The sequence below is a fragment of the Erwinia sp. 009765445 genome, assembly GCF_058137865.1.
Window position 1 is genome coordinate 73,731 of sequence record NZ_JBYUWC010000018.1, and the last position, 24,825, is coordinate 98,555.

The 24,825-nt window shown below is 55.7% G+C and carries 17 protein-coding genes and 3 pseudogenes; 15 read left to right on the forward strand and 5 right to left on the reverse strand.

The window, feature by feature from the left end:
- Positions 1-45 precede the first annotated feature (45 nt).
- The 12 genes from AC3Y5R_RS18835 (at position 46) to yncE (ending at position 15,799) form a co-directional block, all read left to right on the forward strand.
- Entirely contained in the window at positions 46-1,470 is a 1,425-nt protein-coding gene (locus AC3Y5R_RS18835) for an EmmdR/YeeO family multidrug/toxin efflux MATE transporter (RefSeq protein ID WP_489922592.1), read from the forward strand.
- Positions 1,471-1,524: 54 nt separating this feature from the next.
- On the forward strand, positions 1,525-2,787 hold the full coding sequence (locus AC3Y5R_RS18840; RefSeq protein WP_489922593.1) for an MFS transporter: 1,263 nt from the start codon (positions 1,525-1,527) through the stop codon (positions 2,785-2,787).
- Positions 2,788-3,036: 249 nt separating this feature from the next.
- Complete coding sequence (fes, locus tag AC3Y5R_RS18845; protein WP_489922594.1) at positions 3,037-4,260, forward strand: enterochelin esterase; 1,224 nt, start codon at positions 3,037-3,039, stop codon at positions 4,258-4,260.
- Positions 4,261-4,272: 12 nt separating this feature from the next.
- Positions 4,273-4,497: an MbtH family protein gene (locus tag AC3Y5R_RS18850; RefSeq protein ID WP_489922595.1), complete on the forward strand. Its 225-nt coding sequence runs from the start codon at positions 4,273-4,275 to the stop codon at positions 4,495-4,497.
- Entirely contained in the window at positions 4,494-8,468 is a 3,975-nt protein-coding gene (locus tag AC3Y5R_RS18855) for an enterobactin synthase subunit F (RefSeq protein WP_489922596.1), read from the forward strand. Before AC3Y5R_RS18850 ends, AC3Y5R_RS18855 begins: the two co-directional genes overlap by 4 nt.
- On the forward strand, positions 8,465-9,724 hold the full coding sequence (entS, locus tag AC3Y5R_RS18860; RefSeq protein WP_489922597.1) for an enterobactin transporter EntS: 1,260 nt from the start codon (positions 8,465-8,467) through the stop codon (positions 9,722-9,724). The genes AC3Y5R_RS18855 and entS overlap by 4 nt, the downstream gene beginning before the upstream one ends.
- Before the next feature lie 88 nt (positions 9,725-9,812).
- On the forward strand, positions 9,813-10,985 hold the full coding sequence (locus AC3Y5R_RS18865; RefSeq protein WP_489922598.1) for an isochorismate synthase: 1,173 nt from the start codon (positions 9,813-9,815) through the stop codon (positions 10,983-10,985).
- Between the two features lie 11 nt (positions 10,986-10,996).
- Entirely contained in the window at positions 10,997-12,613 is a 1,617-nt protein-coding gene (locus AC3Y5R_RS18870; protein WP_489922599.1) for a (2,3-dihydroxybenzoyl)adenylate synthase, read from the forward strand.
- A 14-nt stretch (positions 12,614-12,627) separates the two neighbouring features.
- Positions 12,628-13,482, forward strand: a complete 855-nt coding sequence (locus AC3Y5R_RS18875) for an isochorismatase family protein (RefSeq protein ID WP_489922600.1) — start codon at positions 12,628-12,630, stop codon at positions 13,480-13,482.
- Positions 13,479-14,237: a 2,3-dihydro-2,3-dihydroxybenzoate dehydrogenase gene (dhbA, locus tag AC3Y5R_RS18880; RefSeq protein WP_489922601.1), complete on the forward strand. Its 759-nt coding sequence runs from the start codon at positions 13,479-13,481 to the stop codon at positions 14,235-14,237. The genes AC3Y5R_RS18875 and dhbA overlap by 4 nt, the downstream gene beginning before the upstream one ends.
- A gap of 12 nt (positions 14,238-14,249) precedes the next feature.
- Entirely contained in the window at positions 14,250-14,663 is a 414-nt protein-coding gene (locus AC3Y5R_RS18885) for a hotdog fold thioesterase (RefSeq protein ID WP_489922602.1), read from the forward strand.
- Positions 14,664-14,734: 71 nt separating this feature from the next.
- Positions 14,735-15,799 (forward strand): 7-bladed beta-propeller protein YncE, encoded by a 1,065-nt coding sequence (gene yncE / locus AC3Y5R_RS18890; protein WP_489922603.1) that lies wholly within the window; start codon positions 14,735-14,737, stop codon positions 15,797-15,799.
- Between the two features lie 106 nt (positions 15,800-15,905).
- On the opposite strand, the pseudogene AC3Y5R_RS18895 reads toward yncE, so the two are convergent.
- From AC3Y5R_RS18895 to AC3Y5R_RS18905, 3 genes and pseudogenes are all read right to left on the reverse strand, one after another.
- Positions 15,906-16,989: pseudogene (locus AC3Y5R_RS18895) on the reverse strand (IS3 family transposase).
- A gap of 37 nt (positions 16,990-17,026) precedes the next feature.
- Positions 17,027-17,470, reverse strand: coding sequence for a pyridoxal-phosphate dependent enzyme (locus AC3Y5R_RS18900; RefSeq protein WP_489922604.1), 444 nt, complete (start codon positions 17,468-17,470; stop codon positions 17,027-17,029).
- Positions 17,471-17,525: 55 nt separating this feature from the next.
- A complete protein-coding gene (locus AC3Y5R_RS18905) occupies positions 17,526-18,554 on the reverse strand; it encodes a zinc-dependent alcohol dehydrogenase family protein (RefSeq protein WP_489922605.1) in 1,029 nt (342 codons plus the stop codon).
- A gap of 102 nt (positions 18,555-18,656) precedes the next feature.
- Between AC3Y5R_RS18905 and AC3Y5R_RS18910 the strand changes: the two genes are divergently transcribed.
- Positions 18,657-19,580, forward strand: a complete 924-nt coding sequence (locus AC3Y5R_RS18910; RefSeq protein ID WP_489922626.1) for a LysR family transcriptional regulator — start codon at positions 18,657-18,659, stop codon at positions 19,578-19,580.
- A gap of 369 nt (positions 19,581-19,949) precedes the next feature.
- Positions 19,950-20,897 (forward strand): annotated as a pseudogene (locus tag AC3Y5R_RS18915) (ArdC family protein).
- A gap of 193 nt (positions 20,898-21,090) precedes the next feature.
- Here AC3Y5R_RS18915 and mobC read toward each other — a convergent pair.
- Positions 21,091-21,837 (reverse strand): MobC family replication-relaxation protein, encoded by a 747-nt coding sequence (gene mobC, locus AC3Y5R_RS18920; protein WP_489922606.1) that lies wholly within the window; start codon positions 21,835-21,837, stop codon positions 21,091-21,093.
- A 9-nt stretch (positions 21,838-21,846) separates the two neighbouring features.
- The gene (locus AC3Y5R_RS18925) at positions 21,847-23,706 is read right to left on the reverse strand and encodes a type IV secretory system conjugative DNA transfer family protein (RefSeq protein WP_489922607.1); all 1,860 of its coding nucleotides are present in this window, start codon (positions 23,704-23,706) and stop codon (positions 21,847-21,849) included.
- Between the two features lie 856 nt (positions 23,707-24,562).
- On the opposite strand from AC3Y5R_RS18925, the pseudogene cbl reads away from it, so the two are divergent.
- Positions 24,563-24,682: pseudogene (gene cbl, locus AC3Y5R_RS18930) on the forward strand (HTH-type transcriptional regulator Cbl); the annotation flags it as partial.
- Positions 24,683-24,825 lie beyond the last annotated feature (143 nt).

Consider the following 24,825-nt stretch of genomic DNA (forward strand, 5'->3'; position numbering starts at 1 on the left):
TCTGTTAAGCCTTCTTAACTCTCCCTCTTTCTGGCTGGAACAATCTTGCAAAACTTCAGGGTTACTCTGCAGCAGGCAATACAACCGTGGTCTTCCAAACGACGTACCTACAAGGTTTTATTCTGGCGGGAGATCACTCCGCTGGCGGTGCCCATTTTTTTCGAGAATCTCTGCGTTCTGCTGATGGGGGTGCTCAGCACCTTTCTGGTCAGCTGGTTAGGCAAAGAGGCGATGGCGGGCGTGGGGCTGGCCGACAGCTTTAACATGGTGGTGATCTCCTTTTTTGCAGCCATCGATTTGGGGACCACGGTGGTGGTGGCCTTCAGTCTCGGTAAGCTGAACCGCGAACGGGCTCAGGCCGCTGCCCGTCAGTCGCTGGTGCTGATGACATTGTTCGCTATTCTGCTGGCGATTGGCATCGAATTCTTTGGGCAGCAAATTATTGATGTTATCGCCGGTAACGCCGAGCCTAAAGTAAAAGAGCTGGCGCTGGTCTATCTGAATATCACCGCCTGGAGCTATCCGGCAGCGGCCATCGCGCTGATTGGTTGTGGTGCATTACGCGGCGCGGGCAACACGAAAATCCCCATGCTGATTAACGGCGGGATGAACATCCTCAACATTGTCTTCAGTACCGCGCTGATTTACGGCTGCTTTGGCTGGAAAGGGATGGGGTTTGTCGGTGCCGGGCTGGGTTTGACCCTTTCCCGATATGTTGGTGCTGTCGCGGTCATTTACGTCCTGATGATCGGGTTTAACCCGCAGCTGAAAATCAGCCTGCGCAGCTACTTTTCCCGCCTGAACACAGGCATCCTGATGGAAGTGCTGGGGATTGGCGTGCCTGCCAGTATCGAATCGGTGCTGTTTAATGGCGGTAAATTGCTGACGCAAATCTTCGTTGCCGGAATGGGAACCGACGTGATTGCCGGTAACTTTATTGCCTTCTCCATTGTTTCGATGATTAACCTGCCTGGCAACGCGCTGGGTTCCGCCTCCACCATCATCGTCGGCACCCGGCTGGGCAAGGGGCAGCTCAGGCAGCCGGAACGGCAGCTGCGGCATATTTTCTGGTTGTCGACCATTGGCCTGTGTATCCTGGCCGCGCTGACGGTGCCTTTCGCCGGGCCACTGGCCGCGTTTTACACCAGCGAAGATGATGTGATCCACGTTGTGAAGATCCTGGTATGGCTCAATGCTGCCTTTATGCCGTTCTGGGCGGCTTCATGGGTGCTACCCGCAGGACTTAAAGGAGCACGGGATGCGAGATTCACCATGTGGATCTCGCTGCTGGGTATGTGGGGCTGCCGCATCATTGCCGGGTACACTCTGGGTGTGCTACTGGGCTTTGGCGTGGTGGGGATCTGGCTCGGCATGTTCCTTGACTGGATAGTGCGTGGCGTTTTCTTCTATCGCAGGATGGTCAGCGGGCGCTGGCTGTGGAAATATACTAAACCGGCCGCATCGCCCTGAAGGTTACCTCTCAGGCCGGATAACGATAAAAATAACTCTTACTCAGGAATTGCTATGCATTCATCCTCTTCCGCCGGGGCGGGATCGCTGTTTCAGTATCGTTCATTTGTGGCTTTCTGGCTGGCGCGTACCAGCTCCAGCTTTGGTTTCCAGATGTTGTCCATCGCGGTTGGGTGGCAAATCTATTCTCTGACTGGTCGCGCGCTGGATCTGGGCCTGATTGGCCTGGTCCAGTTCTTACCCGCCGTGCTGCTGGCGCTCCCTGCCGGACACGTTGCCGACCAGTTTGACCGTCGGCGGGTGGTGCTGTGGGGACAAATCACGGAGTGGCTGGCCATCGTCGTGCTGGCCGCGCTAACCTTAATGCAGCGAACCGACGAGCTGATTATCCTCAGCCTGATTTTTATTATCTCTGTTGCCCGTACGCTGGAAGCGCCCTCGCTACAATCGATGCTGCCTGCGCTGGTGCCTCCGGCGATGCTGGCTCGCGCCACTGCAGCCAGTACCACTGCGATGCAGACCGCAGCAATAGTGGGTCCGGCACTGGGCGGCTTTTTATATGTTGCCGGTCCGGGGGTAGTGTACGCCACCACCGGTATTCTCTATCTGGTCTCCATTACCATGGTCAGCCTTCTGCGCTATGATCATGCGCCGCCTCCACGAGTACCCGCTACTTTTGCCAGTGTGTTTGCCGGCGTTAAGTTCATCCGTAACCGGCCAGATGTCCTCGGGGTAATTTCGCTGGATCTCTTTGCCGTACTGCTGGGGGGAGCCACCGCGCTGCTGCCAATCTTCGCCAAAGATGTACTGCATACCGGTCCCTGGGGGCTGGGCTTATTGCGCGGCGCACCGGCTGTTGGTGGGTTGCTGGTGGGCTTCTGGCTCAGCCGCCGCACGCTCGAGCGTCACGTCGGGATGACAATGTTTGCCGCCGTGGCGGGTTTTGGTGTGGCCACGCTGGTTTTTGCGTTTTCAAAAGAGTTATGGTTGTCAATGCTGGCACTGTTCGCACTGGAAGGCTGCGATATGATCAGCATGGTGATCCGTGGTTCGCTGGTGCAACTGGATACGCCGGATGAAATGCGCGGGCGCGTCAGCGCGGTAAACTCAATCTTCATTAACACCTCAAACCAGCTCGGTGAGTTTGAATCGGGCATGCTGGCCGCGTGGTTGGGGGCCGTTCCGGCTGCCGCAGTCGGTGGGATTGGTACACTAATCGTGGTCGCGCTGTGGATGAAACTCTTCCCCGGACTGCGTCGTCGCCAGCGCCTGCATAACGAACCTGAGATCGAAGAAATCAACACCAGCAAAGCATAAACCGCAGACCAGACCGGGCAGGCTACAAGTCTGACCCGGTATCCATCACGCTTAATCTTATTCCCGTAACAAATTTTTCCGCGCTGGTTTCGCTCACAGCGACAAATGTCACCGCTCTCTGTTTCCTGCTTCACCGCTCCTGTTTCCTGGCAAATATGCTGCTCAGTGTTGCAAATGCAAATTATTATCAATACTATTATCATGTTGTCACATGGGATGTTTCATCATAAAGAACATAAGGTTAATGGTATGACTGGCGGCGGCGATCGCATCACACTCGGGGAGTGGCAGCAGAAGGCTTCAGGCGGGCTGCCTGAAATTCACCGGGATGGGGATACCTGCACCGTGACGTTCTACTGGCAGGATCCCGCCGGTACAGCACAGACTTCTCCGGTCCGCCGCGTGTGGATCTACATCACCGGCGTGACCGATCACCATCAGCAAATGATGCCGCAAAGCCTGCAAAGACTCGATGGCGGCGATATCTGGCGATGGCAGGTGCAGCTCAGTGCCAGCTGGCGGGGCAGTTATTGTTTTATTCCTTCCTGCCGTGAAGATGATTTCTCCGCTGCTGCGTTGCAAACTCCGCCGGACCGTCAGGCTTTACGTGAAGGCTGGCGCAAACTTCTTGGTCAGGCCATTGCCGATCCTCTGAATAAAGACGGCCGCTGGCAGGGAGGTCGGGGACATCCTGTTTCCGCTCTGCATCTGCCGGATGCCCCTTTACAGCCAGGCTGGCAACCGGGAGCGGCGGCCAGCTTTACTCCAGCGACAAGCCTGCAATGGCGGAGTCAGCGTCTCGGCAATCAGCGGCAGGTCTGGGTCTTCACTACCGGTGAGGAACAGCCAGAAAAACGGCCACTGGCGATCCTGCTGGACGGACGCTTCTGGGCAGAGCAGCAGCCAGTATGGTCCGCCTTGCAGACGGAAACGGATAACGGCCATCTGCCACCGGCTGTTTACCTGCTCATTGATGCCATCAATACCGATAGCCGCAGCCGTGAACTGACCTGCAACCCGGATTTCTGGATGGCGGTGCAGGATGAGCTTTTGCCGCTGTTGAGCCGCGATAACGTTTGGCGTGACGATCCCGCCACTACGGTGGTTGCGGGACAAAGTTTCGGAGGGCTTTCCGCGCTGTATGCCGCCCTGCACTGGCCGCAGCGTTTTGGCTGCGTGCTCAGCCAGTCAGGCTCCTTCTGGTGGCCCCATCGCCAGGGGCAGGAACAGTCCGGCCTGCTGGCTGAGCAGGTCAGCCAGGGGGTGGGAGAGGGCAGCGAATTACGTATTTTTATGGAGGCAGGCGTCAGGGAACCGCTGATCCTGCAGGCTAACCAGCGGCTGCTTCCCCTGCTGCAAAAATCACATCCTTCTCTTATCTACCGCCAGTTTGAAGGCGGACATGATGCGCTTTGCTGGCGTGGCGGCCTGACTGACGGGCTGGCCGCGCTGTGGCAGACCGTTCGGCCATAAATGGAGCCTGGCATGGACTACAGTAATCCTTTCGATCGCCCTCAGGGGCTGTTCCTGATCCTGCGAAATCCGCAGCAGCAATACAGCCTGTGGCCGGAACATTGCGCGCTGCCTGCAGGATGGCAAATCATTTCTGGTCCGCAAAATCAGCAGCAGTGTTATGCCTGGCTGGATAACAACTGGCTGCAGCTGGTGCCGGCTTCATTTGCCGCTTCCTGCCCGGAGAGACAGCCATGAGCGCGTCGCTGAAGCCAGAGAACGTGATGCCGCTGGTGGCGGCTCAGCCGGGGATCTGGATGGCGGAACAGCTTTCGCCGGTGATGAATGCATGGAGCGTAGCTCACTATGTAGAGCTGAACGGCAAGCTGGATGAAGCGCACTTCAGCCAGGCCGTGGTGGCCGGAATGGAAGAGGCAGATACGCTGCGCATGCGCTTTGCTGAAGAAGAGGGCGTACCGGTTCAGTGGATCGATACCTCCGCCAGCTTCACGCCGCCGCGATTTGTGGATTTGCGACAGTACCAGGAACCCCAGCAGTCGGCCCTGGCGCTGATGCAGCAGGATCTCGAACAGGATCTACGCATCTCCGGCGGCAACCCGGTCTATCACCACAGCGTTTTTCGCCTGTCTGATACCCGCTGGTTCTGGTATCAGCGTTTTCATCATCTGGTGGTGGATGGCTTCAGTTTCACTGCTATCACAAGACGCATTGCGGAAATCTACACCGCGCTGTGCCGCCAGCAGCCGATCGGCCCGACTCCTTTCACCCCGTTCAGCGAGGTGGTGGAAGAGTATCAGCGCTATCACTCCTCATCCACCCGGCAGCGGGATGCTGCTTTCTGGCTGGAGAAAGCCCGCCAGTTACCGATGCCTGCCAGCCTGTCACCGCTGCCACTTAGCAGGCAGGACGCAAGCACGCAGCTGATTCGTCAGACGCTGAGTTTTGATCGTCAGGCTTTTCGACAATTGCTGAGTGACAGCGTGGCTGATAATAATCTGACCCCCGCCGATATGGCGCTGGCGCTGGTTGCGCTGTGGCTGGGGCGGCTGTATGGGCGTGATGAGTACAGCGCCGGATTTATCTTTATGCGTCGCCTGGGATCGGCCGCAATAAGCGCTACCGGACCGGTACTGAACGTGCTGCCGGTTGGCGTGAAGATTGCTCCGCAAGCCACGCTGCCGCAGCTCGCTGCAGAACTGGCGCAGCGGTTGAAAAAAGTTCGCCGTCATCAGCGTTACGATGCGGAACAAATCCAGCGTGACATCGGGCAGCTCAGCGAGCCGCTGTCTGGTCCGGTGATCAACCTGAAGATGTTTGACTACCGGCTGGATTTTGACGGTATTGAAGGGATCACCCATCAGCTGGCTTCCGGCCCGGTGCGGGATCTGGAAATCGCGCTTTACATTGATGAGCAGAGCAATGCTTCGCTGGAGATCCTTGCCAACGCCAGCCGCTACCAGCCAGAAGTGCTGAGGGAGCACCTTGACCGCTTGCCTCTGCTGCTGAGCCAGTTTGCGGCGCAGCCCGCTCTGAGCTGCGCGCAGGCACAATTGCTGCATCCTCATGAAACGCAATTGCTGCAGAGGGTTAACGATACGGCGATTGCGTTGCCGGAAGCCACGCTCAGCAGCCTGATTGCCTGTCAGGCAGAGAAAACACCTGAAGCAGCCGCTCTGGCCGATGAGCATTACCAGCTCAGCTACCGGCAAATGCGACAGCAGGTTCTGGCGCTGGCGGCAGTGCTGGCCGCGCAGGGCGTAAAAGCTGGCGATGTGGTGGCGGTGGCGTTGCCACGATCGGTTTTCCTGTCGCTGTCACTGCAGGCGATTGTCGAACTGGGGGCTGCCTGGCTGCCGTTGGATACAGGCTATCCCGACGAACGGCTGACCATGATGCTCGAGGATGCCCGTCCCCGGCTGCTGATGACCAGCGAACCGCAGCTAAGTCGTTTCGCGAAGGTCAAAGGTCTGAAAAGCTTCTGCTATGATGCGCCGGTGCCTGACGGAACGAATATCCCTTCCGCTGGGGCAATGATCAGCGATGCAGATGTCTCTCCAACTGCCGGAAGTGCCGATCACACTGCTTATGTAATCTATACCTCCGGCTCAACCGGCAGGCCGAAAGGCGTGATGGTCGGGCAGCGGGCTATCGTGAACCGGCTGATGTGGATGCAGGAACACTATCAGCTGACAGCGGATGACGTGGTACTGCAAAAAACACCGTGCAGTTTTGACGTGTCGGTCTGGGAATTTTTCTGGCCGCTGATCGTTGGTGCGCAGCTGGTGATGGCTCCGCCAGAGGCGCATCGCGATCCGCAGGCTCTGCAACTGTTATTCAGCCGCTATGGGGTAACCACTACCCACTTCGTTCCATCGATGTTGGCCGCTTTTGTCGCCGCGCTGAATGATGAGCAGGCGATTGCACACTGTGCTTCGCTGAAGCGCGTGTACTGCAGCGGTGAGGCTCTGCCGACCGATCTTTGTCATGTGTGGCAGAACAAAACCGCCGTGCCGCTGCACAATTTATACGGTCCGACAGAAGCGGCTGTGGATGTCAGCTGGTATCCGGCTTATGGCGAATCCCTGCAAAAAGTCACCGGGACCAGCGTGCCGATTGGCTGGCCGGTCTGGAACACCTGCCTGCGCATTCTGGATGGCAATATGCAGCCGGTCCCGCCGGGCATTGCGGGTGACCTCTATCTGAGCGGCATCCAGCTGGCTCAGGGCTATCTGGCACGTGCCGATCTCACCGCCAGCCGTTTTATTGCCGACCCCCAGAATTCCGGTGAGCGCATGTACCGCACCGGTGACGTGGCCCGCTGGCTCGAAGAGGGTGCAGTGGAATATTTAGGGCGCAGCGACGATCAACTGAAGATCCGTGGCCAGCGTATTGAACTGGGCGAAATCGATCAGGCACTACTGACGCTGGAAGGCGTGGCGCAGGCGGTGACCACGGCATGCGTGCTGGGCAAAAAAAGTTCCGGGGGAGGGGATCAGCGCCAATTGGTCAGTTACGTTGTTTCCGCTTCCGGTCAGCCACTGGATACGCTTCGCCTGCGCAATGAGTTAAGCGAGAAACTGCCCGCACATATGGTCCCGGTTACGCTGATGCAGATTGCTGCGTTCCCTCTGAGCGCCAACGGCAAGCTGGATCGCAAAGCATTGCCGCTGCCAGAGCTGGCTTCCGGCAAGGCAGGACGGCAACCTCAGCCTGGGCTGGAAGCGATCATTGCCGACGCCTTCGCCCGCTTGCTGGGCTGTGAAATCAACTCGGTCAACGATGATTTCTTCGCCCTTGGCGGACATTCGCTGCTGGCGATGCGCCTGGCGGTAGATTTGCGACATCGTCTGAACCGGCCGGTCAGCGTCGGTCAGGTGATGGTAGCGTCCACCGTGCTCGCCCTCGCGGAACAGCTATCGCAGGGACAAAGTGAAGATGAAGCTGCTCGCGCCGGGATGGACACCGTTTTACCACTTCGTCGCAGCAGCGGGCCAACGCTGTTTTGTTTTCATCCTGCCTCGGGCTTTGCCTGGCAGTTCAGCATCCTGCAGCGTTATCTCGATGCGTGCTGGTCGCTGATCGGCATTCAGTCGCCACGTCCGTCGGGACCGATGCAGCAGGCCGCCAGCCTGGATGAGATGTGCGATCGCCATCTGCTAACCCTGCGGCAGCAGCAACCTGACGGACCTTACTTCCTGTTGGGCTACTCGCTTGGTGGCACGCTGGCCCATGCTATTGCGGCCCGGCTGGAGGCAGCCGGAGAAGAGGTGGCTTTCCTCGGCCTGCTGGATACGTGGCCGCCGGAAACGCAAAACTGGTCGCAGCAGGGTGTGCAGGCGCTGGACGAAGAAGTGCTGCAGGAGATCAACCGCGAACGGGAAGCCTTTATTGTCGCACAGCAGGAGCTGCGTCAGTCGCTGGAAGCGGATCGCAGTGGCGAACTGTTCACGGCAATAGAAGGTAACTATGCCGATGCCGTCAGGCTGCTGGCAACGGCTAAAAGCCGTCGTTTTAACGGTGAGGCAACGCTGTTTGTGGCAGAACGTACGCTGAAGCCGGAGCAGGATGCCCATCTTGCCTGGGCGGAGTGGATCGGGCGACTGAATACGCTGCCGGTGGACTGCGCGCATGTGGATATCATCTCTGCAGAGGCTTTTGAACTTATCGGACCACGTCTTAACACTCTGCTTAATCAGGCTGGAAAATGAAAAAACAATCCTTCTTTCTCAGTCTCAGTTTGCTGAAGACGCACCCGGCATTCCGGGCGGTATTTATCGCCCGTTTTATCTCTATTCTGGCGCTTGGCCTGCTGGCTGTGGCCATCCCGGTACAGATTCAGCAGCTGACCGGTTCCTCCCTGCAGGTCAGTCTGGGCGTGACCCTGACAGGGCTGGCGATGTTCAGCGGCCTGATGATGGGGGGCGTACTGGCTGACCGCTATGAGCGCCGCAGGCTGATCCTGTTTGCCCGTGCCACTTGCGGGCTGGGTTTTATCGGATTGTGCATCAATGCTTCGTTGCCTTCTCCCTCTCTGGTGGCAATTTACCTTCTCGGGCTGTGGGACGGCTTCTTCGGGGCGATAGGGGTGACGGCACTGCTGGCAGCCACACCGGCGCTGGTGGGTAGAGATAATCTGATGCAGGCGGGAGCGATCACCATGCTGACGGTCCGGTTGGGATCGGTGATCTCGCCGATGCTGGGCGGGCTGCTGCTGGCTTCCGGCGGCGTGTTCTGGAACTACAGTCTGGCCGCAATCGGGACATTCATCACCTTATTACCGCTGCTCCGTTTGCCCCGGCTGGCAGCGCCACCTGACCACCATGCGCGGCCACTGGCGGCGCTGGTTGGGGGGCTGCGTTATCTGGTCAGCCATCCGCTGCTGGGTGGCATTGCGCTGACTGGTGCACTTCTCACCATGGCTTCGGCGGTTCGCGTGCTGTACCCGGCACTGGCGATCCGCTGGGAAATGAGTGCCGGACAAATCGGTTTGCTGTATGCCGCCGTGCCGTTGGGGGCCGCTGCAGGCGCGCTGACCAGTGGCAACCTCGCACAGCATCCCCGGCCCGGCATGGTGCTGCTGTTAACGGCGATTGCTTCACTGGTGGCGCTCGGTGTGTTCAGCCTGATGCCCTCCTGGCTGCCCGGTGCCGCCTGCCTGGTGCTGTTTGGCTACCTCAGCGCCCTGAGTGCTTTGCTGCAATACACCCTAATCCAGAGCCAGACACCGGACGCGATGCTGGGCCGGGTTAACGGTCTGTGGACAGCTCAGAACGTGATGGGAGATTCTCTGGGCGCGCTGCTGCTGGGCGCGATGACCGCAGTGATGACTCCGGTGGCGGCTGCCAGCTTTGGTGGTGCGGGGCTGGCCGCGATCGGCCTTGCTCTGCTGGCTCTGCTGGGTTCCGTTCGGCGTTACCGCCAGCCGTCACCTGATGCAGTGACGGAAGTTATTCCCGGAAAATAAACATCATGTTGCTTTTCGCTGAAGTTAGTGGTGATAATGCAAATGATTATCATTATTAAACTCTTTACCTTTATGGCGGGAGGCCATTATGGAAACACTCTGCACGGATGAAGCAATACGTTCATCGATTTCTCTCTCCGGCGACAACTTTTACTTTGCCTCGCCGTGGAAAAGCCTGGTCACTCAGGGGCGCTTTGCTTCGTTGGATGCACCGGCCTGGCAGGGCGATGACCTGGAGGGGGACTTTCAGCAGAAAGTTCGCAGCGCTTTCAGCGCGGCCAGAGAAAGCGGCATCGACAAGCCGGTACTGGTCGGGGCTGTTCCGTTCGACTCGCGTCAGCCTTCAGCCTTGTTTATTCCTCAGCGCTGTGACTACTTCTCGCGCCAGCCGCTGGCGGAACAGGCTACCGATGTAGCGATGCCAGCGATCACCAGCCGCCATGCGATCCCCGGTAAAAATGTATTTATGGAGATGGTTGCCCGGGCGGCTGAAGCTACTTCGCAGCCTGAACTGGACAAAGTGGTGCTCTCCCGGCTGATTGATATCACCACGGCTGAACCCGTGACGCCGGACGCCGTGATGGACAGGCTGATTGCCCTTAATCCGACCAGCTATCACTTTCATGTGCCTCTGCCTGATGGCAGCTCGCTGCTGGGAGCCAGCCCGGAACTGCTGCTGCGCAAGACCGGCAGCCGCTTCTCTTCTCTGCCGCTGGCGGGTTCGGCACGGCGTGACCGCAGCAGTGATCAAGCCGACCAGGCCATCGGTGAACGATTGATGTATTCACAGAAAGATCGCTACGAACATCGGCTGGTCACACAGGCGATGCAGGAAGTGCTGCAGGCGCGCAGCTCTTACCTTGTCGTGCCGGAAAAACCGGAGTTAATCACCACTTCGACACTCTGGCATCTGGCGAGCCCCATTGAAGGTGAAGTCAGTTGCCCGACGGAAAATGCCCTGTCGCTGGCCTGCCTGCTGCACCCCACGCCTGCGCTGAGTGGTTACCCGCACGAACTGGCGCAGCAGTGGATTGAAAAGCTGGAGCCGTTTGACCGGGAGATGTTTGGCGGCATCGTCGGCTGGTGCGATGACCAGGGGAACGGCGAGTGGGTGGTGACCATCCGCTGCGGCACACTGGCCGGTAACCGTATCAGGCTGTTTGCCGGTGCGGGGATCGTTCCGGCTTCGTTACCTGAAGCGGAATGGCATGAAACCGGCGTCAAGCTCAGCACCATGCTGAACGTTTTAGGTCTGCAATAAGGCGATCACCGATGACAATTTCTTACTCCCGCTGGCCGGACGATCTGGCCGCCCGCTATCGCGAAAAGGGTTACTGGCTGGACCTTCCGCTCACGGACATCCTCAGCCGTCATGCCTCAAGCCAGCAGATTGCGCTGATCGATGGCGACCGTCAGTTCAGTTATCAGCAGCTTGAGACATCAGCCTGTCAGCTGGCCGCCGCTTTACAGCGTCGCGGTCTGCGCTGTGGCGATACCGCGTTGGTGCAGCTGGGCAACGTGGCAGAATTCTATACCGTGCTGTTTGCGCTGCTGAAAATCGGCGTCGCACCGGTCAATGCATTGTTCAGTCATCAGCGCCAGGAGCTGGATGCTTATGCCAGCCAGATCGAACCAGTGCTGCTGATTGCAGACCGGGAGCATGGGCTTTTTGCCAGCGATGACTATCTGCAACAGCTGCGCCAGCGTTATCCTTCGCTGCGTGAGGTGATCCTGCATAACGCCCGTGAAGACGATGAATCACTGGCTGCGCTGATTGCCTGCGACGCCGAAGGCTTTGTGGCTGCCCCTTCAGCGGCAGATGAGGTGGCCTTCTTCCAGCTTTCGGGCGGCAGCACCGGCACGCCGAAGCTGATCCCCCGGACCCACAATGATTATTACTACAGCATCCGTCGCAGTGTTGAAGTGTGTGGTTTTGACGAACGGACCCGCTTCCTCTGTGCACTGCCTGCTGCGCATAACTATCCGCTCAGTTCGCCGGGTTCTTTCGGTGCTTTTTACGGTGGTGGCTGTGTGGTACTGGCTGGCGACCCCAGTGCCAGCAGCTGTTTCCCACTGATTAAAAAACATCAAATCACGGTGACCGCACTGGTTCCTCCTGCGGTCAGTTTATGGCTGCAGGCCGTGCAGGAGTGGGGCGGTAATGCCGCACTGGCCTCGTTGCGGCTGCTGCAGGTCGGCGGCGCACGGCTGAGTGAAGCGCTGGCCGCACGCATTCCGGCGGAGATTGGTTGCCAGCTGCAGCAGGTCTTCGGCATGGCGGAAGGGCTGGTCAATTACACCCTGCCGGACGATGACGACTGGCATATCTTCAACACCCAGGGGAAACCGATGAGCCCGGACGATGAAGTGTGGGTGGCTGACGAACACGGTAATCCTCTGCCTGCCGGGGAAACGGGACGGTTGATGACCCGCGGCCCTTATACCTTCCGTGGCTATTACCGCAGCCCGGAGCACAACGCAAAATCCTTTGATGCCAATGGCTTCTACTGTTCGGGCGATCTGATTTCCATGACCGAAGAGGGCTATATCTGCGTGCAGGGCAGGGAGAAAGATCAGATTAACCGTGGGGGCGAGAAGATTGCGGCGGAAGAGATTGAAAACCTGCTGCTGCGCCACGAAGCGGTGCTGCACGTGGCGCTGGTTTCAATGGACGACAGTCTTCTCGGCGAAAAAAGCTGCGCCTTTATCGTTGGCCTTCGCCCGGTTCGTGCGGTGGAAATCCGCCGTTATCTGCGGGAGTTGGGCGTGGCGGAGTTCAAACTGCCGGATCGCATTGAAACTGTCGACAGCCTGCCGCTGACTCCGGTCGGCAAAGTGGATAAAAAACAGCTGCGCGAACGGCTTGCAGCACGCCAGTTAACAAATTGATTATTGGAGAAAGTATGTCTATCCCCTCCCTGAAAGGTTATGCCCTGCCAGCGGGCAGCGAGCTGCCGGAAAACAAAGTCAGCTGGACGTTTGAGCCTGCGCGTGGCGCGCTGCTGATCCACGATATGCAGAACTACTTTATCAATTTTTGGGGTGAGAACTGCCCGATGATCGCACAGGTGATCCGCAATATCGCTGCGCTGCGTGACTATTGCCACCACAACGGGATCCCTGTTTATTACACCGCCCAGCCGAACCAGCAGAGTGATGAAGACCGTGCGCTGCTGAATGACATGTGGGGGCCGGGCCTGAACAAACATCCGGAGCAGCAGAAGATTGTCGACGGGCTGGCACCGCAGCCGCAGGATGAAGTGCTGGTGAAATGGCGTTACAGCGCCTTCCACCGTTCGCCGCTGGAGCAGCATCTGAAAGAGACCGGTCGCGACCAGCTGATTATTTGCGGTGTCTATGCCCATATCGGCTGTCTGACCACCGCCATCGATGCCTTTATGCGCGATATCCAGCCCTTTATGGTGGCGGATGGCCTGGCAGATTTCAGCCGTGAAGAGCATCTGATGGCGCTGAAATATACCGCCGGTCGTGCCGGGAAAGTGGTGACCACCGAAGAGCTAATCCCGGTGCCGCTGAGCAAAGCGCAGCTGAGGACATTAATTCAGCCACTGCTGGACGAGGATGAAACGCCTGAAGACGACGAGAACCTGATTGACTACGGGCTGGACTCGGTGCGGATGATGGCGCTGGCGGCTCGCTGGCGCAAAGTGTACAGCGATATCGATTTTGTAATGCTGGCGAAGGATCCGACACTGGCAGCGTGGTGGGCTCTGCTTTCCCGGGAGGGCAGGGTATGAGTCTACAACATGACTTCGGGGGCAATGTTGTCTGGGTCACGGGGGCTGGAAAAGGCATTGGCTATACCACGGCGATGGCCTTCCATCAGGCCGGGGCGAAGGTTATCGGTCTGGATTTGACCTTTGGTTCGTCTGACTACCCGTTCCGCATTCAGGAGCTGGATATCGCAGATGCGGCGCAGGTGAAAGCCGTCTGCCAGCAGTTGCTGAAAGAGACCCCGCGTCTGGATATTCTGATCAACAGCGCCGGGATCCTGCGCATGGGTGCCACCGACGAGCTGGAGGTTGCTGACTGGCAGGCGGTGATCAACATCAACGCGGGCGGCGCATTCAATATGTTCCAGCAAACCATGCCGGTCTTTCGCCAGCAACGCAGGGGGGCGATTGTGACTGTCGCCTCCGATGCTGCGCACAGCCCGCGGCTGGGGATGTCAGCATATGGCGCTTCAAAAGCTGCGCTACGCAGCCTGAGCCTGACTGTCGGTCTTGAAATGGCACCATATGGCGTGCGCTGTAATCTGGTTTCTCCTGGTTCCACCGACACGGATATGCAGCGCAGTCTTTGGACTCATCCCGATGCTGAACAGCTGCGTATCCGGGGTTTTGCGGAGCAGTACAAGCTGGGCATTCCGCTGGGAAAAATCGCCCGCCCACAGGAAATTTCCGACACCATACTGTTCCTCGCTTCCGCTCATGCCAGCCATATCACCCTGCAGGACATTGTGATTGATGGCGGCTCGACGCTGGGCGCTTAGCGGAGAATGAGCATGATCTGGAAACGGCAGTTAACCCTGCAAGAGCTGAACCGTATGGCGGAGGGTTCGATGATCGACCAACTGGGAATTACCTTCACTCAGCTGGGACCGGATCAGCTGGAAGCAACCATGCCGGTGGATGAACGTACCCGCCAGCCCTTTGGTTTACTGCACGGTGGGGCTTCGGCGGCGCTGGCTGAAACGCTGGGGTCGATGGCGGGTTATCTCGCCAGCACGGAAGGGCAGTGCGTGGTCGGGACGGAGATCAGCGCCAGTCACCACCGAGCCGTGACCAGCGGCCCGGTGAGAGGTGTCTGCCGTCCGCTGCACCTGGCCAGGAATCAGCAGGTCTGGGAAATCGCCATCTTTGACGGGCGCGACAAACGATGCTGCACCGCCCGGCTGAGTACGGCTTTGCTGGGATAAATCAACAACAGGTTCAGGCAGTCTGCCATGGGCAGGGGGCCATCACCACAATAGTGCTACATGGAGAGAATATGAATTTGACCAGGAATTTCAGCTGCCATAAAGGGCGTGTTTCACTGCTGGCTCTGGCATTGTTAGCCAGCGTACTGCCGGCACACAGTGAAACTTCAACGGCACCGCTGCGTCAGCCCGTGGCAAAGGGCGCTTACGAGATGGCTTACAGCCCGGCGGAAAATGCGCTGTATCTGGCCACATCGCAGAGCCGCAAGCTGGATAAAGGCGGCGTTGTTTATCGCCTTGATCCGCAAACGCTGGCAGTGACACAGGCCATCCATAACCAGTACAAGCCGTTTGGCACCGCCATCAACAATAAAACTAACGTGCTTTACGTTGGTAACACGCTGAATGCGGCAGTGACCGCAATTGATGTTAAAACAGGCGACGTGAAGGGCAGCCTGATTCTGGACAACAGCCCACGTACCGAAGACTCCCGTCCGCTGGCTCCGCGCGAGCTGGTGATGGATGAAGGCACCGACACGCTGTACGTTGCCGGAGTGGGCAAAGAGAGCAAGGTCTGGGCGGTGGATGGGGCAAACCTGACGCTGCGCCACACTTTTGACGGCATGGGGAAATACACGACCGGTCTGGCGCTGGATGCGGCGGCAAAACGCCTGTATATCACCAATGGCGACAATGAATTTATTACCATTGATACCAGCAGCAACAAGGTGCTTTCGCGGATCAAACTGGCTGAAGATCAGCAGCATTTCTTCCTGAATATCGCGCTGGATCCGGCCACCCATCGTGCCTTTATCACTGATTCGAAAAAAGCACAGTTGCTGGTGGTGGATACCCAAAAAGGATCGGTGGTGCAGAAGATCGACGTGCCGGAATCGCTGGCCGTGCTGTTCAATGCGCAGCGTGATGAAGTCTACGTAACTCACCGTGATGCGGGCGAAGTCAGCGTTATCGATGCCAAAACCTACAAGGTGCTGAGAACCATTAAGGCTCCCACCCATCCTAACAGCCTGGCGCTGTCGCCAGACGGTCAGACGTTGTATATCAGCGTGAAGCAGGCCTCGACCCGCAAGCAGGAAGCCACCGCACCGGATGATGTGATGCGTGTGGCGCTGTAATTTTGCTGCCCGGGAGCCAGGCGGTTCCTGGGAATATTTTGTGATACCCACTACAACATTGCTGTAAGCGGTAATCCCCCATTTTTAACGGAGGTGATAAGTAGAATCAGGACATTCGCTGAATATGTTGCATCGGCGTGAAGCCATTCAGTGCCATATTCGGACGTTCGTGATTATAAAACCATTGCCACCGCGTGGCATACTCCTGCAATTCCTCCAGCGAGGAAAACAGGTGCCGCCCCAGCCATAACGCACTGTCCGGTTATATCGCTCAATATAAGCGTTCTGCTGAGGTTTACCCGGCTGAATAAAACGCAGCGTTATATTTTGCTGAGCTGCCCACAACATCAGTATCTTGCCGGTATATTCTGGCCCGTTATCGCAGCGTATTGCTGATGGTTTACCTTTACATTCAACCAGTTGGTCGAGAGTCCTCACCACCCGGTTTGCGGGCAGAGAAAAATCCACCTCAATAGCCAGTGCTTCACGATTGAAGTCATCAATGACATTCAGCAGACGAACGGAACGACCATCCGACAGCTGATCGTGCATGAAGTCCATCGACCAGCATTCATTGCAGCTTTCAGGCACCGCCAGAGGTTCGGGTTTATCCCTTTTCAGTCGTTTTTTCGGCTTGATTCGCATGTTCAGCGACAACTCGCAGTAAATTCGGTACACCCTCTTATGATTGAACCGGAAGCCTTTTACGTTGCGCAGGTATAAATAACACAGGCCAAATCCCCAGTTACGCTGACTGTCGGTGATGCGAAGCAGCCAGTCAGCAATAACAGTGTTTTCTTCATTCAGTTGAGGCTGATAACGATAGCAACTTTCGCTGACTGCAAACAACTGGCAGGCAAAACGTATGCTGACGCTTCGGTTTCTGACCGCATCCTGTGCCATCTGCTTTCGGTGCGATGGCTTCACCACTTTTTTGCCATGGCCTCCTGAATAATTTCGGCTTTGAGCCGTTCTTCGGCATACATCTTTTTCAGGCGGCGGTTTTCGTCTTCCAGCTCTTTCAGACGAGCCATCATGGAGGCATCCATCCCGCCAAAGCGGGAGCGCCACTTGTAGAAACTGGCATTGCTCATGCCATGCTCGCGGCACAATTCAGCCACCGGCGTTCCGGCCTCGGCTTGCTTCAGGATGGCCATGATTTGACTGGCGGTAAAACGTGATTTTTTCATAGAAATCTCCCCGGTTCAGATTACGAGAAAATTCTACTTATAAACACACCGGTTTTTCGGGGGGATTACCACCGGAGTTGCGTATCTTTTCAATGGATGAGGCCGGGGCGTTTTTTGGCATAATCACGGTCACGTTTATTTCCAGCGCTTTGGCGGCTTCTGCCATTGCGATACCAAAGTTACCGCCACTGACGGCAGCGAAACGGTAATCTTTCAGATTACCGGAAAAAGAGGAAAGCAGGTTCAGCACGCCCCTGGCTTTAAAAGAGCCGCCAGTCTGCAAATTCTCCAGTTTGAGAAACACCTTCCTTCCCAGCATATCCGACAATCCTGGAGACAAGACCGTGGGGGTCCGAATGACCGATTTTTTTATCCTTTCGGCAGCGGCGATAATTGAAGACAGAGTAATGTAAGGGGTCATCAGTATGTCTCTCCTTGAAAGCGAACGGGTAAAAAGAGCATAAGAAAATGAGGGGGACAATGTCCCCTGCATGTCATACGAGATAGTAAAACTTTTCTATTTACGCCCCAAATGCTTAACCGATTCGAATGGCGATTTTCCCGAATGGTCCTCTATCCAGATGTGTGAAGGCTGCCTGCGCGTCAGAGAAATCGTATATTTTATCAATCACCGGTTTTATCTGATAACGGTCAACAGCCAGACATAAATCCTCAAGAGCCCGTCGGTGACCCACGGTAATCCCCTGAATAACCGCTCTTTTCAGCATCAGGGGGACGGCAGGAACAACCATATCACTGCCTTTAAGGAAACCAATCTGATCAATCCTGCCTCCCGGCGCAAGGGCATCCGCAGACTGGCGCAAATTATCCCCGCCGATAAGCTCCAGAATATGGTCAAATCCACGTCCCCCGGTTAGTTCAGCAGCCCGCAATGACCATTCCGGTGTCAGACTGGTGTTGATTAAACCTGATGCCCCAAGCGCCTTTGCACGCTGTAGCTTTTCTTCACTCCGGGAGAGAACGGTCACTTCCGCGCCCAGAGCCCGCGCCAGCTGGAGCCCTGCCAGCGCTACGCCGCCGGTTCCCTGGACCAGCACCCGCTGTCCCTTTCTGAGATTTCCTGTTTCCACCAGCGCGAACCAGGCCGTCAGGGCCGCAACCGGCAGAGTGGATACCTCCTCGTCACTCAGTGAGTCAGGAGAGGCGACAGCCACATCTTCGTGGAGTATGACATATTCAGCCAGCATTCCGGGTAGCGGACCGCCCAGTGAGCGGCCGTGATGGACCATGTCTTCTGGCGCATCGCCATCCAGCCACTGCGTCCAGAAATTTCCTGTGACACGGTCTCCTGTACGGAAACGGGCCACGCCGGGTCCTGCTGCAACAACAACCCCCGCCATATCTGAAACGGGCGTGAAAGGCATTTCCGGCAGGTCAGGCAACAGTTTTCCCTCCAGCACCAGTTTATCCCGGTAGTTAAGGGAGACCGCAGAGACTTTAACCAGCAACTCGTTATGTCCTGGCTCCGGCAAAGGCACATCTGCCAGGTGGAGGTTTTCGATGCCGAAGGACGACAACTGCCAGCGTTTCATCATGTGAGCCATAGTGATTTCTCCTGTAAGTTGGAAAAATCATCTTATTGGCAACAATACGGCGTGTATCGCGATATAAAGGGGTAATATTTCCTCCCATATGGAGACAATGTGATGACATTCATCCTGCATTCTCAGTTACTCAGCATGGCCGCTTTTGTGCATACGGTGGAGACTGGCAGTTTCACCGCTGCCGCTGTCCGGATGGGCGTATCAAAATCGGCGACCGGTAAACATGTCGCCCGCCTTGAACAACGGCTCGGTGTTAAACTTCTGAACCGAACCACCCGCAGTATCAGCCTGACCGAAGAGGGCGATCTGTATTACCGGAGCTGCCTCAGGGTTATGGATGAGCTTGATGAAACAGAATCTCTTCTGGCGTCCCGCAAAAAGTTGGTGTCAGGTACGCTGCGCATCAGTCTTCCCGTCTCATATGGCCGGATTTGTGTCATGCCTGTCCTTGCTACGCTGTGTTCTGAATACCCGGAACTTAAACTGGATATCACGTTCACCGATCGCCGGGTGGACCTTATTGAGGAAAATATCGATCTTGCTGTGCGACTTGGTGACACAGGAAACTCAGCCAGTCTTGCCGGGCGAAAAATCGCCACTCAGTGTTCGGCCATATGCGCTTCTCCTGCATACGTTCATCGTCACGGCCTGCCTGGCAGTGCAGAAGAACTGCTTTCACATGTCTGCCTGGGCTTTTCAAGGGATGGCAGAGTCTTACCCTGGAAAGTGCTGGATGAAAATGGCCGCATGGTCCTGCTTGAACCCACTGTCCGTCACATTGTCAGCCACGGGGAAGCTTTGCGGGACGCGGCTGTCGGAGGGATGGGGATTGCCTTCCTGTCAACATGGCTGGCCGGAGACGAAATCGCTAAAGGGCAACTGAGGATTATACCTGTTAAGACTCCCGAGAATGAGGCCCCGGTTACGGCGCTGTGGCCTGTGTCAAGAAATCTCTCACCCCGGATCCGGGTGGTGGTGGATAAGCTGTACGCGGCGTTCAATAAGGAGACAGCCCGAACCCGGTAGTGATTGATGCCGGAACGAGACAATTTAAGTACAAACCACCCCAGGTTAGCAGGATCGTCTCGTCCGGCAGGAAAACATGCTAACACCTACATGAAGTTCCTGTCAGTGCCAGTCTCCGACTCAACACCACCAGTCTGCTTTTCACCACTGCGGAGTAAGGGGCGCTATGCCCGGCTATGCAGGGGCAGTTTTTCCTCCCGTGTGCTTTCCGTTCTCCATATCTGCTTCCGGTTAATCGTTTCCCAACACAACCCGTCCTGCAAGGGTAAATGGCACGCATGCTACGCCCTTGCAGGACAGAACGATGCCGGGAAAGCGAACCGTCAGGCGATACGAAGACGAAAATCACACACTGACGGAGAAAAAACAATGACGATTTCCCTGCATACCACCCGGACAAGCGCCCCTAACACCGCAGCGGCGACCAGCGTATCCCCGCTGGACCCGTCAGGCTCCTCAAAAACGAAATTGTCTAAAACCAGAAAGGACATTTATCAGACCGTCACCGACAACATCATTGCAGCGCTGGAAGCCGGTGTTAAACCCTGGTCCTGCCCGTGGCAGCGTGTATCTGGCATGTCTGGATTGCCATTTAATTACGCAACCGGAGCAGTCTATAGCGGTATGAATATCATGCTGTTATGGTGCAGCGCATCTAAACAAGGTTTCAGCGATTCCCGCTAGATGACTTATAAACAGGCACAGGCAGCAGGTGGACAGGTTCGCAAGGGTGAGCATGGCACAACAGCTATTTTCTACACCACGCTGGAGAAGGAAAACGACGCAGGAGAAGTTGAACAAATCCCGATGCTGAAAACCTTCACCGTGTTTAACGTTCAGCAAATCGACGGTTTGCCCCTGACAACGGAAACGGTCAGCCCGGAAGCAACCTTTGACCCGTTGCCGCAGGCTGAAAACCTGTTCAGGAAGAGCGGCGCAAACATTATCGAGAAAGGACAAAATGCCTTTTTCAGCCCTTCAACGGATGAAGTCTGGTTACCGGAGCGCCATCTGTTTTCAGATGCGGCTAATTTCTACGCTACAGGTCTGCATGAGCTGGTTCACTGGAGTGGTGGCAAAAAACGTCTGAACCGTGAAATGAAAGGGAAATTTGGCAGTGCGGATTATGCGGAGGAGGAATTAGTGGCGGAGCTGGGAAGTGCCTTTCTGATGGCAGATTTGGGGATTGATGGAGAGGTACAACATGAAAGCTACATTGCTTCCTGGCTGGAAGCGCTGAAAAACGATAAACGCTATATTTTCAAAGCCGCTAGCGCCGCCTCTAAAGCGCATCGTTATCTGATGGATAAACTCTGAGGCCGGAGCCGGACAACCGCAAGGGAATGCGGTTACATGGTATTTAACCGGCAACGCTGCAAGGCGCAGACTGAGGCGGAACGCAGCACAGCGAGTACCGAACAGTCTGCGCCTCGCAGTGGAATAAAATAATTCCGGCCTGGAGGTATCGCCGCCAGGCCGGTGAGGCCATCACGATGGCCTGAGTGAAAGCTTATGTATAGCTGCCTAATGACAGGTATTTCAGTTCATCAAAGGTATAAATGCGAAACACCCGCCGGTGGCGTTCTTCCAGCGGGACGTGCTGATGGTTGATGATGACATGCCTGATGCTGTCAAACAGCAGTTCAAGCGCACGCTTTTTCTGTGGATCGGGCACAACATAAAAAACGTAAATCCACTGCTTGTGGGTACGGGCCAGCAGGTGGTTTGCCATGATCGACTGGTAGCGGGCTCGGGTTTTCAGACGGCGTTCGGTTTCAATGGCAATAACGTTACCGTCAGGCAGGGTCAGTAACCCATCCGGGCGATGTTTCACCTGATACTGGCTGATAAAGGTGGCCCGGTCGCCGTTAATCCATCGCGAAGCGCCTTTTTTCTCCAGAATAAGTCTGGCGGCCTGATTATCAAGATGGTGCTCCAGCGTCCAGCCGGTGATTTTTGATGGTTCAAACCTCGCGGGAAAGATTTTATCATCCGGGGTTAACACCACCGACAGCCCGTCGCTGGTGATCCCCCATAATGAAATCTTCATTGTCCGTGATTCAAGCACATGCTTCTGGATTAACCCCATTTGCTCCGCTTTTGCCAGCAGCGAATAAAGCGATTTGTGGTCCCGGAAACCAAATAACTGCATCAGCGTTTTGAAATCGCTGTAGGTTTCTTCTTTCAGGAAGTTCAGCAGTTGTTTTATTTTTTCTCTGTTGCGTGTCTGGCGCTCGTGATATGACGAAATCAGCATAACCGCTCCTTAAAAATCCAGCGGGGACAGGTGTTCTCCTTCATCAGGTTGGGGCTCTGCCGGTTTGACTTCGCTTTCGTTGAAGAAAAGATCCGGGTGCGTTGTCATTACATCCTGTATGGATGGTTTATCATCCTCGTCAAAATCCAGTGCGATTTTCACCGGTGCCGCCGATGCGGCAATATCAGGGGAAACCGAGAAGATTTTTAGCTGACGCTTTCTGATCTTTATCGGTGAAATCAGTGAGGCAGAAGGTAGCGTTTTTGTCGTAAAGATAAAGCTGACAAAATCGGGCAGGTTCAGGATCATATTACTGTCAATAAAAAAACGCTCGGCCTGGCGAATGGTACGCTCACTGTCGATGGTTTCCGTCAGCATATTATCCGTTTTAGCCTTGCGGAGTTCATCATCCACCAGAATAGTGCCAGACATTCTTGCCACCCATTCCGCCGTATCCGGATCCATCACACGGTAAACCAGCTTGAATTTGGCGTTTTCAACGACCGCACCGACAACGGCATCGCCTTTCAAATCTGCCGGGCAGTCTTTTAAATCGGCAATGGACTGGTGATCCATAATAATATGTACGCCTTTATCCCGCGCCGCGCCTAAACCTTCCAGCGCTGGCCTGGATAAATGGTATTTCAGTTCCGAAAGATAAATAGCGATGGGGCGCGGTACGTCTGTTACACGGTCGCGCCTTTCTGCTAACTGGTACAGGCGAACCAGTAACATGCGCTGGGCTGTAATAATTTTGCTGTTTCGCATGGAGCCGATAACATAACAACAGCCGCCTTCATCAAACATTTTTTTAAGTGAAAAGCCTTCCGGTGAATTAATGGCATTTAATAATGCCAGCTCTTCAATCTTACCGAAAAACGCTTTGATTTTTTCGGCAATGCTCTGAACGTAGTCACCGTTATAAACATCACGGAGAGTTGCCAATGGGTTATAATTGACAAATTGCGCGGCCATACGTGCGGCTTTTCGGTCATCAATACGATAGAAGTCCGACTCCTGTCCTTTTTCCGCCAGGCTGAACCCTGCAACAAACAGTTCTTCCAGTTCATCGGGCGTAATATCTTCAATCAGGTTTAGCTGGTATTGCTGTTTTCGCAGGTCAATTAAGGCAAAAGGCTTGCCTGCATCCTCGCAGGCTTTGCGGTAAAGATGCGGTGCCCATTCATCATCCTTGGGGTCCATAACAAAGACACCTTCACCGGCCAGAATGCTTTGATAAAGCAAAATGCCAGCGGCAACCCCTTTACCGGCTCCGGTGGTGCCGATAATATCCGCGTGTTGTTTCTGCCAGTCTTTTAACGGGAGATACATCGGTTCATTTTCCCTGCCCATGCCTGTAAAAATGCCTTTATTGAGGTCGATATAATCCAGCGGGTTATAATGCAGTGTTTCCGGCAGCAGGGATTTTACGGTGCGGACATCAGTGCGCAATTCCCGTTCAAGGGCGGTCTTTTTAACAAGGCGTTTCTTTATCCTGTCCAGTTCCGGCGTGAATACCCGGCGAAGCATAATATGAAAAATAATCCCGGTTACAGTAAAAGCAATCCGTACTGACCAGGCCAGTAGCGTATTATCACTGGTGAGTCTGATTTTATACAGCCACTGAAAGGATCCGATAACTATCGGGGCCAGTGTGCCGGATATAAAACACAGCAGGGAAAAAGCAATAATCAACCTTTTCCATAACGGGGCTTTCTGCCGTTCATCGCTTTTCATCGACGCAAAAAACGGCATCGTCAGCCCCGCTAATAACGCCAGCATCAGTTGTTGCTGTTGCACAAAAGCGAGCAGCGCCAGCATTCCGTTCACTATCGGTGACAGTGAAGCGGCAAGCTTATTTGAAATCATCGTGCCTCCTTCGTCAGCTATTCGCCCCATGACATCGCCCCGTCTTTTCGCCCCACGGTGTCGGGCGAAAAGACGGGGCGAGCGTATGGGGCAAAGAAGGTGGCCGCTGTGCGGCCATATGCAGGAAAGCATGCTTCCCTGCACGAGACGGCGTGCGCCGGTACATGCGGGCTGGACTCCCTTATTGCCCGGTGCATGGGGGTAATGTCGCGGCTGGACGCCGCGTCAAAACCCCCAGGGTCAACGGCGGCACACCGTCGCATGCTACGCGCGACCACCCCCTTTAAGACGGTCGCTTTCGCCTTTTTCTTCCCTTTGCTCGTGCCTCGCAGCGGGAATAAAAGGGAAGCTGACCTTTAAAGAGGGTGGTCGCGCCACGCTACCGGCTTTTGGCCGGAGACTCAGCCGCGACGGTGTGCGGGGCGATGCCCCCCAAATAAACCGCTGTCGTGGGCGACAGCTTTTCGCTCGCTGGGGCGGCGAAATTTATTCGGCTCCCCCCGGCCGGCAAAATCCGCGTGGGCGCGGCTGTTTGCCGGTGAGGCGCGGTGCCTGAACTATTTTCGCTCCTTAACCCGCGAAAATAATTCTGTCCGCTGCCTCATTTTTACGGCCCGCATTTCTTCACTCCTTAATTTGCGAAAAATGTGCTGGGCCGTAAAAACCTGAAAACCGCCACGCCTTAAGCCTGATTCGGCTGAAATGTTTTGGCGCTATAGGGGACCTGCGAATAAAACTAAGGCAGGGATTAATAGTGGCTCTCGCGGATTTCCCTGATGATGTCGGAATAACACTGACGACTTTCTTTAATGCTGGTTTCATCCAGTGTAAATCCACGTAGGTTAGTTTTTTCTGTCAGTGCAATTTTGTCTGGCAGTTCCTCGAACCGTGTAACGCGAACCTATCACTGGAAGAGATCAAGCGCCAGGCGCAGTCGCTGAACGAAGAAGAAACGGTGATCTATTTCCAGATTTAACAGGCAAATCGTAGAACGGTAGGGGGCGATCCTCTTTTTCGATCGGCCCTTAAACACCGCGGTTGACCGAAAAAGAAGGTCAACCCCTACCGGTTACGGCCACTTTGAATTCCACAGCATAAAATTTCGTTTCGCCGCGCAAA

Coding starts and splice junctions, on each gene's coding strand:
- fes (WP_489922594.1), top strand. CDS start 3,037: ATGACTGGCGGCGGCGATCGCATCACACTCGGGGAGTGGCAGCAGAAG.
- dhbA (WP_489922601.1), top strand. CDS start 13,479: ATGAGTCTACAACATGACTTCGGGGGCAATGTTGTCTGGGTCACGGGG.
- AC3Y5R_RS18855 (WP_489922596.1), top strand. CDS start 4,494: ATGAGCGCGTCGCTGAAGCCAGAGAACGTGATGCCGCTGGTGGCGGCT.
- AC3Y5R_RS18870 (WP_489922599.1), top strand. CDS start 10,997: ATGACAATTTCTTACTCCCGCTGGCCGGACGATCTGGCCGCCCGCTAT.
- AC3Y5R_RS18925 (WP_489922607.1), bottom strand. CDS start 23,706: ATGATTTCAAATAAGCTTGCCGCTTCACTGTCACCGATAGTGAACGGA.
- AC3Y5R_RS18885 (WP_489922602.1), top strand. CDS start 14,250: ATGATCTGGAAACGGCAGTTAACCCTGCAAGAGCTGAACCGTATGGCG.
- yncE (WP_489922603.1), top strand. CDS start 14,735: ATGAATTTGACCAGGAATTTCAGCTGCCATAAAGGGCGTGTTTCACTG.
- AC3Y5R_RS18865 (WP_489922598.1), top strand. CDS start 9,813: ATGGAAACACTCTGCACGGATGAAGCAATACGTTCATCGATTTCTCTC.
- AC3Y5R_RS18875 (WP_489922600.1), top strand. CDS start 12,628: ATGTCTATCCCCTCCCTGAAAGGTTATGCCCTGCCAGCGGGCAGCGAG.
- AC3Y5R_RS18840 (WP_489922593.1), top strand. CDS start 1,525: ATGCATTCATCCTCTTCCGCCGGGGCGGGATCGCTGTTTCAGTATCGT.
- mobC (WP_489922606.1), bottom strand. CDS start 21,837: ATGCTGATTTCGTCATATCACGAGCGCCAGACACGCAACAGAGAAAAA.
- AC3Y5R_RS18910 (WP_489922626.1), top strand. CDS start 18,657: ATGACATTCATCCTGCATTCTCAGTTACTCAGCATGGCCGCTTTTGTG.
- AC3Y5R_RS18850 (WP_489922595.1), top strand. CDS start 4,273: ATGGACTACAGTAATCCTTTCGATCGCCCTCAGGGGCTGTTCCTGATC.
- entS (WP_489922597.1), top strand. CDS start 8,465: ATGAAAAAACAATCCTTCTTTCTCAGTCTCAGTTTGCTGAAGACGCAC.
- AC3Y5R_RS18905 (WP_489922605.1), bottom strand. CDS start 18,554: ATGGCTCACATGATGAAACGCTGGCAGTTGTCGTCCTTCGGCATCGAA.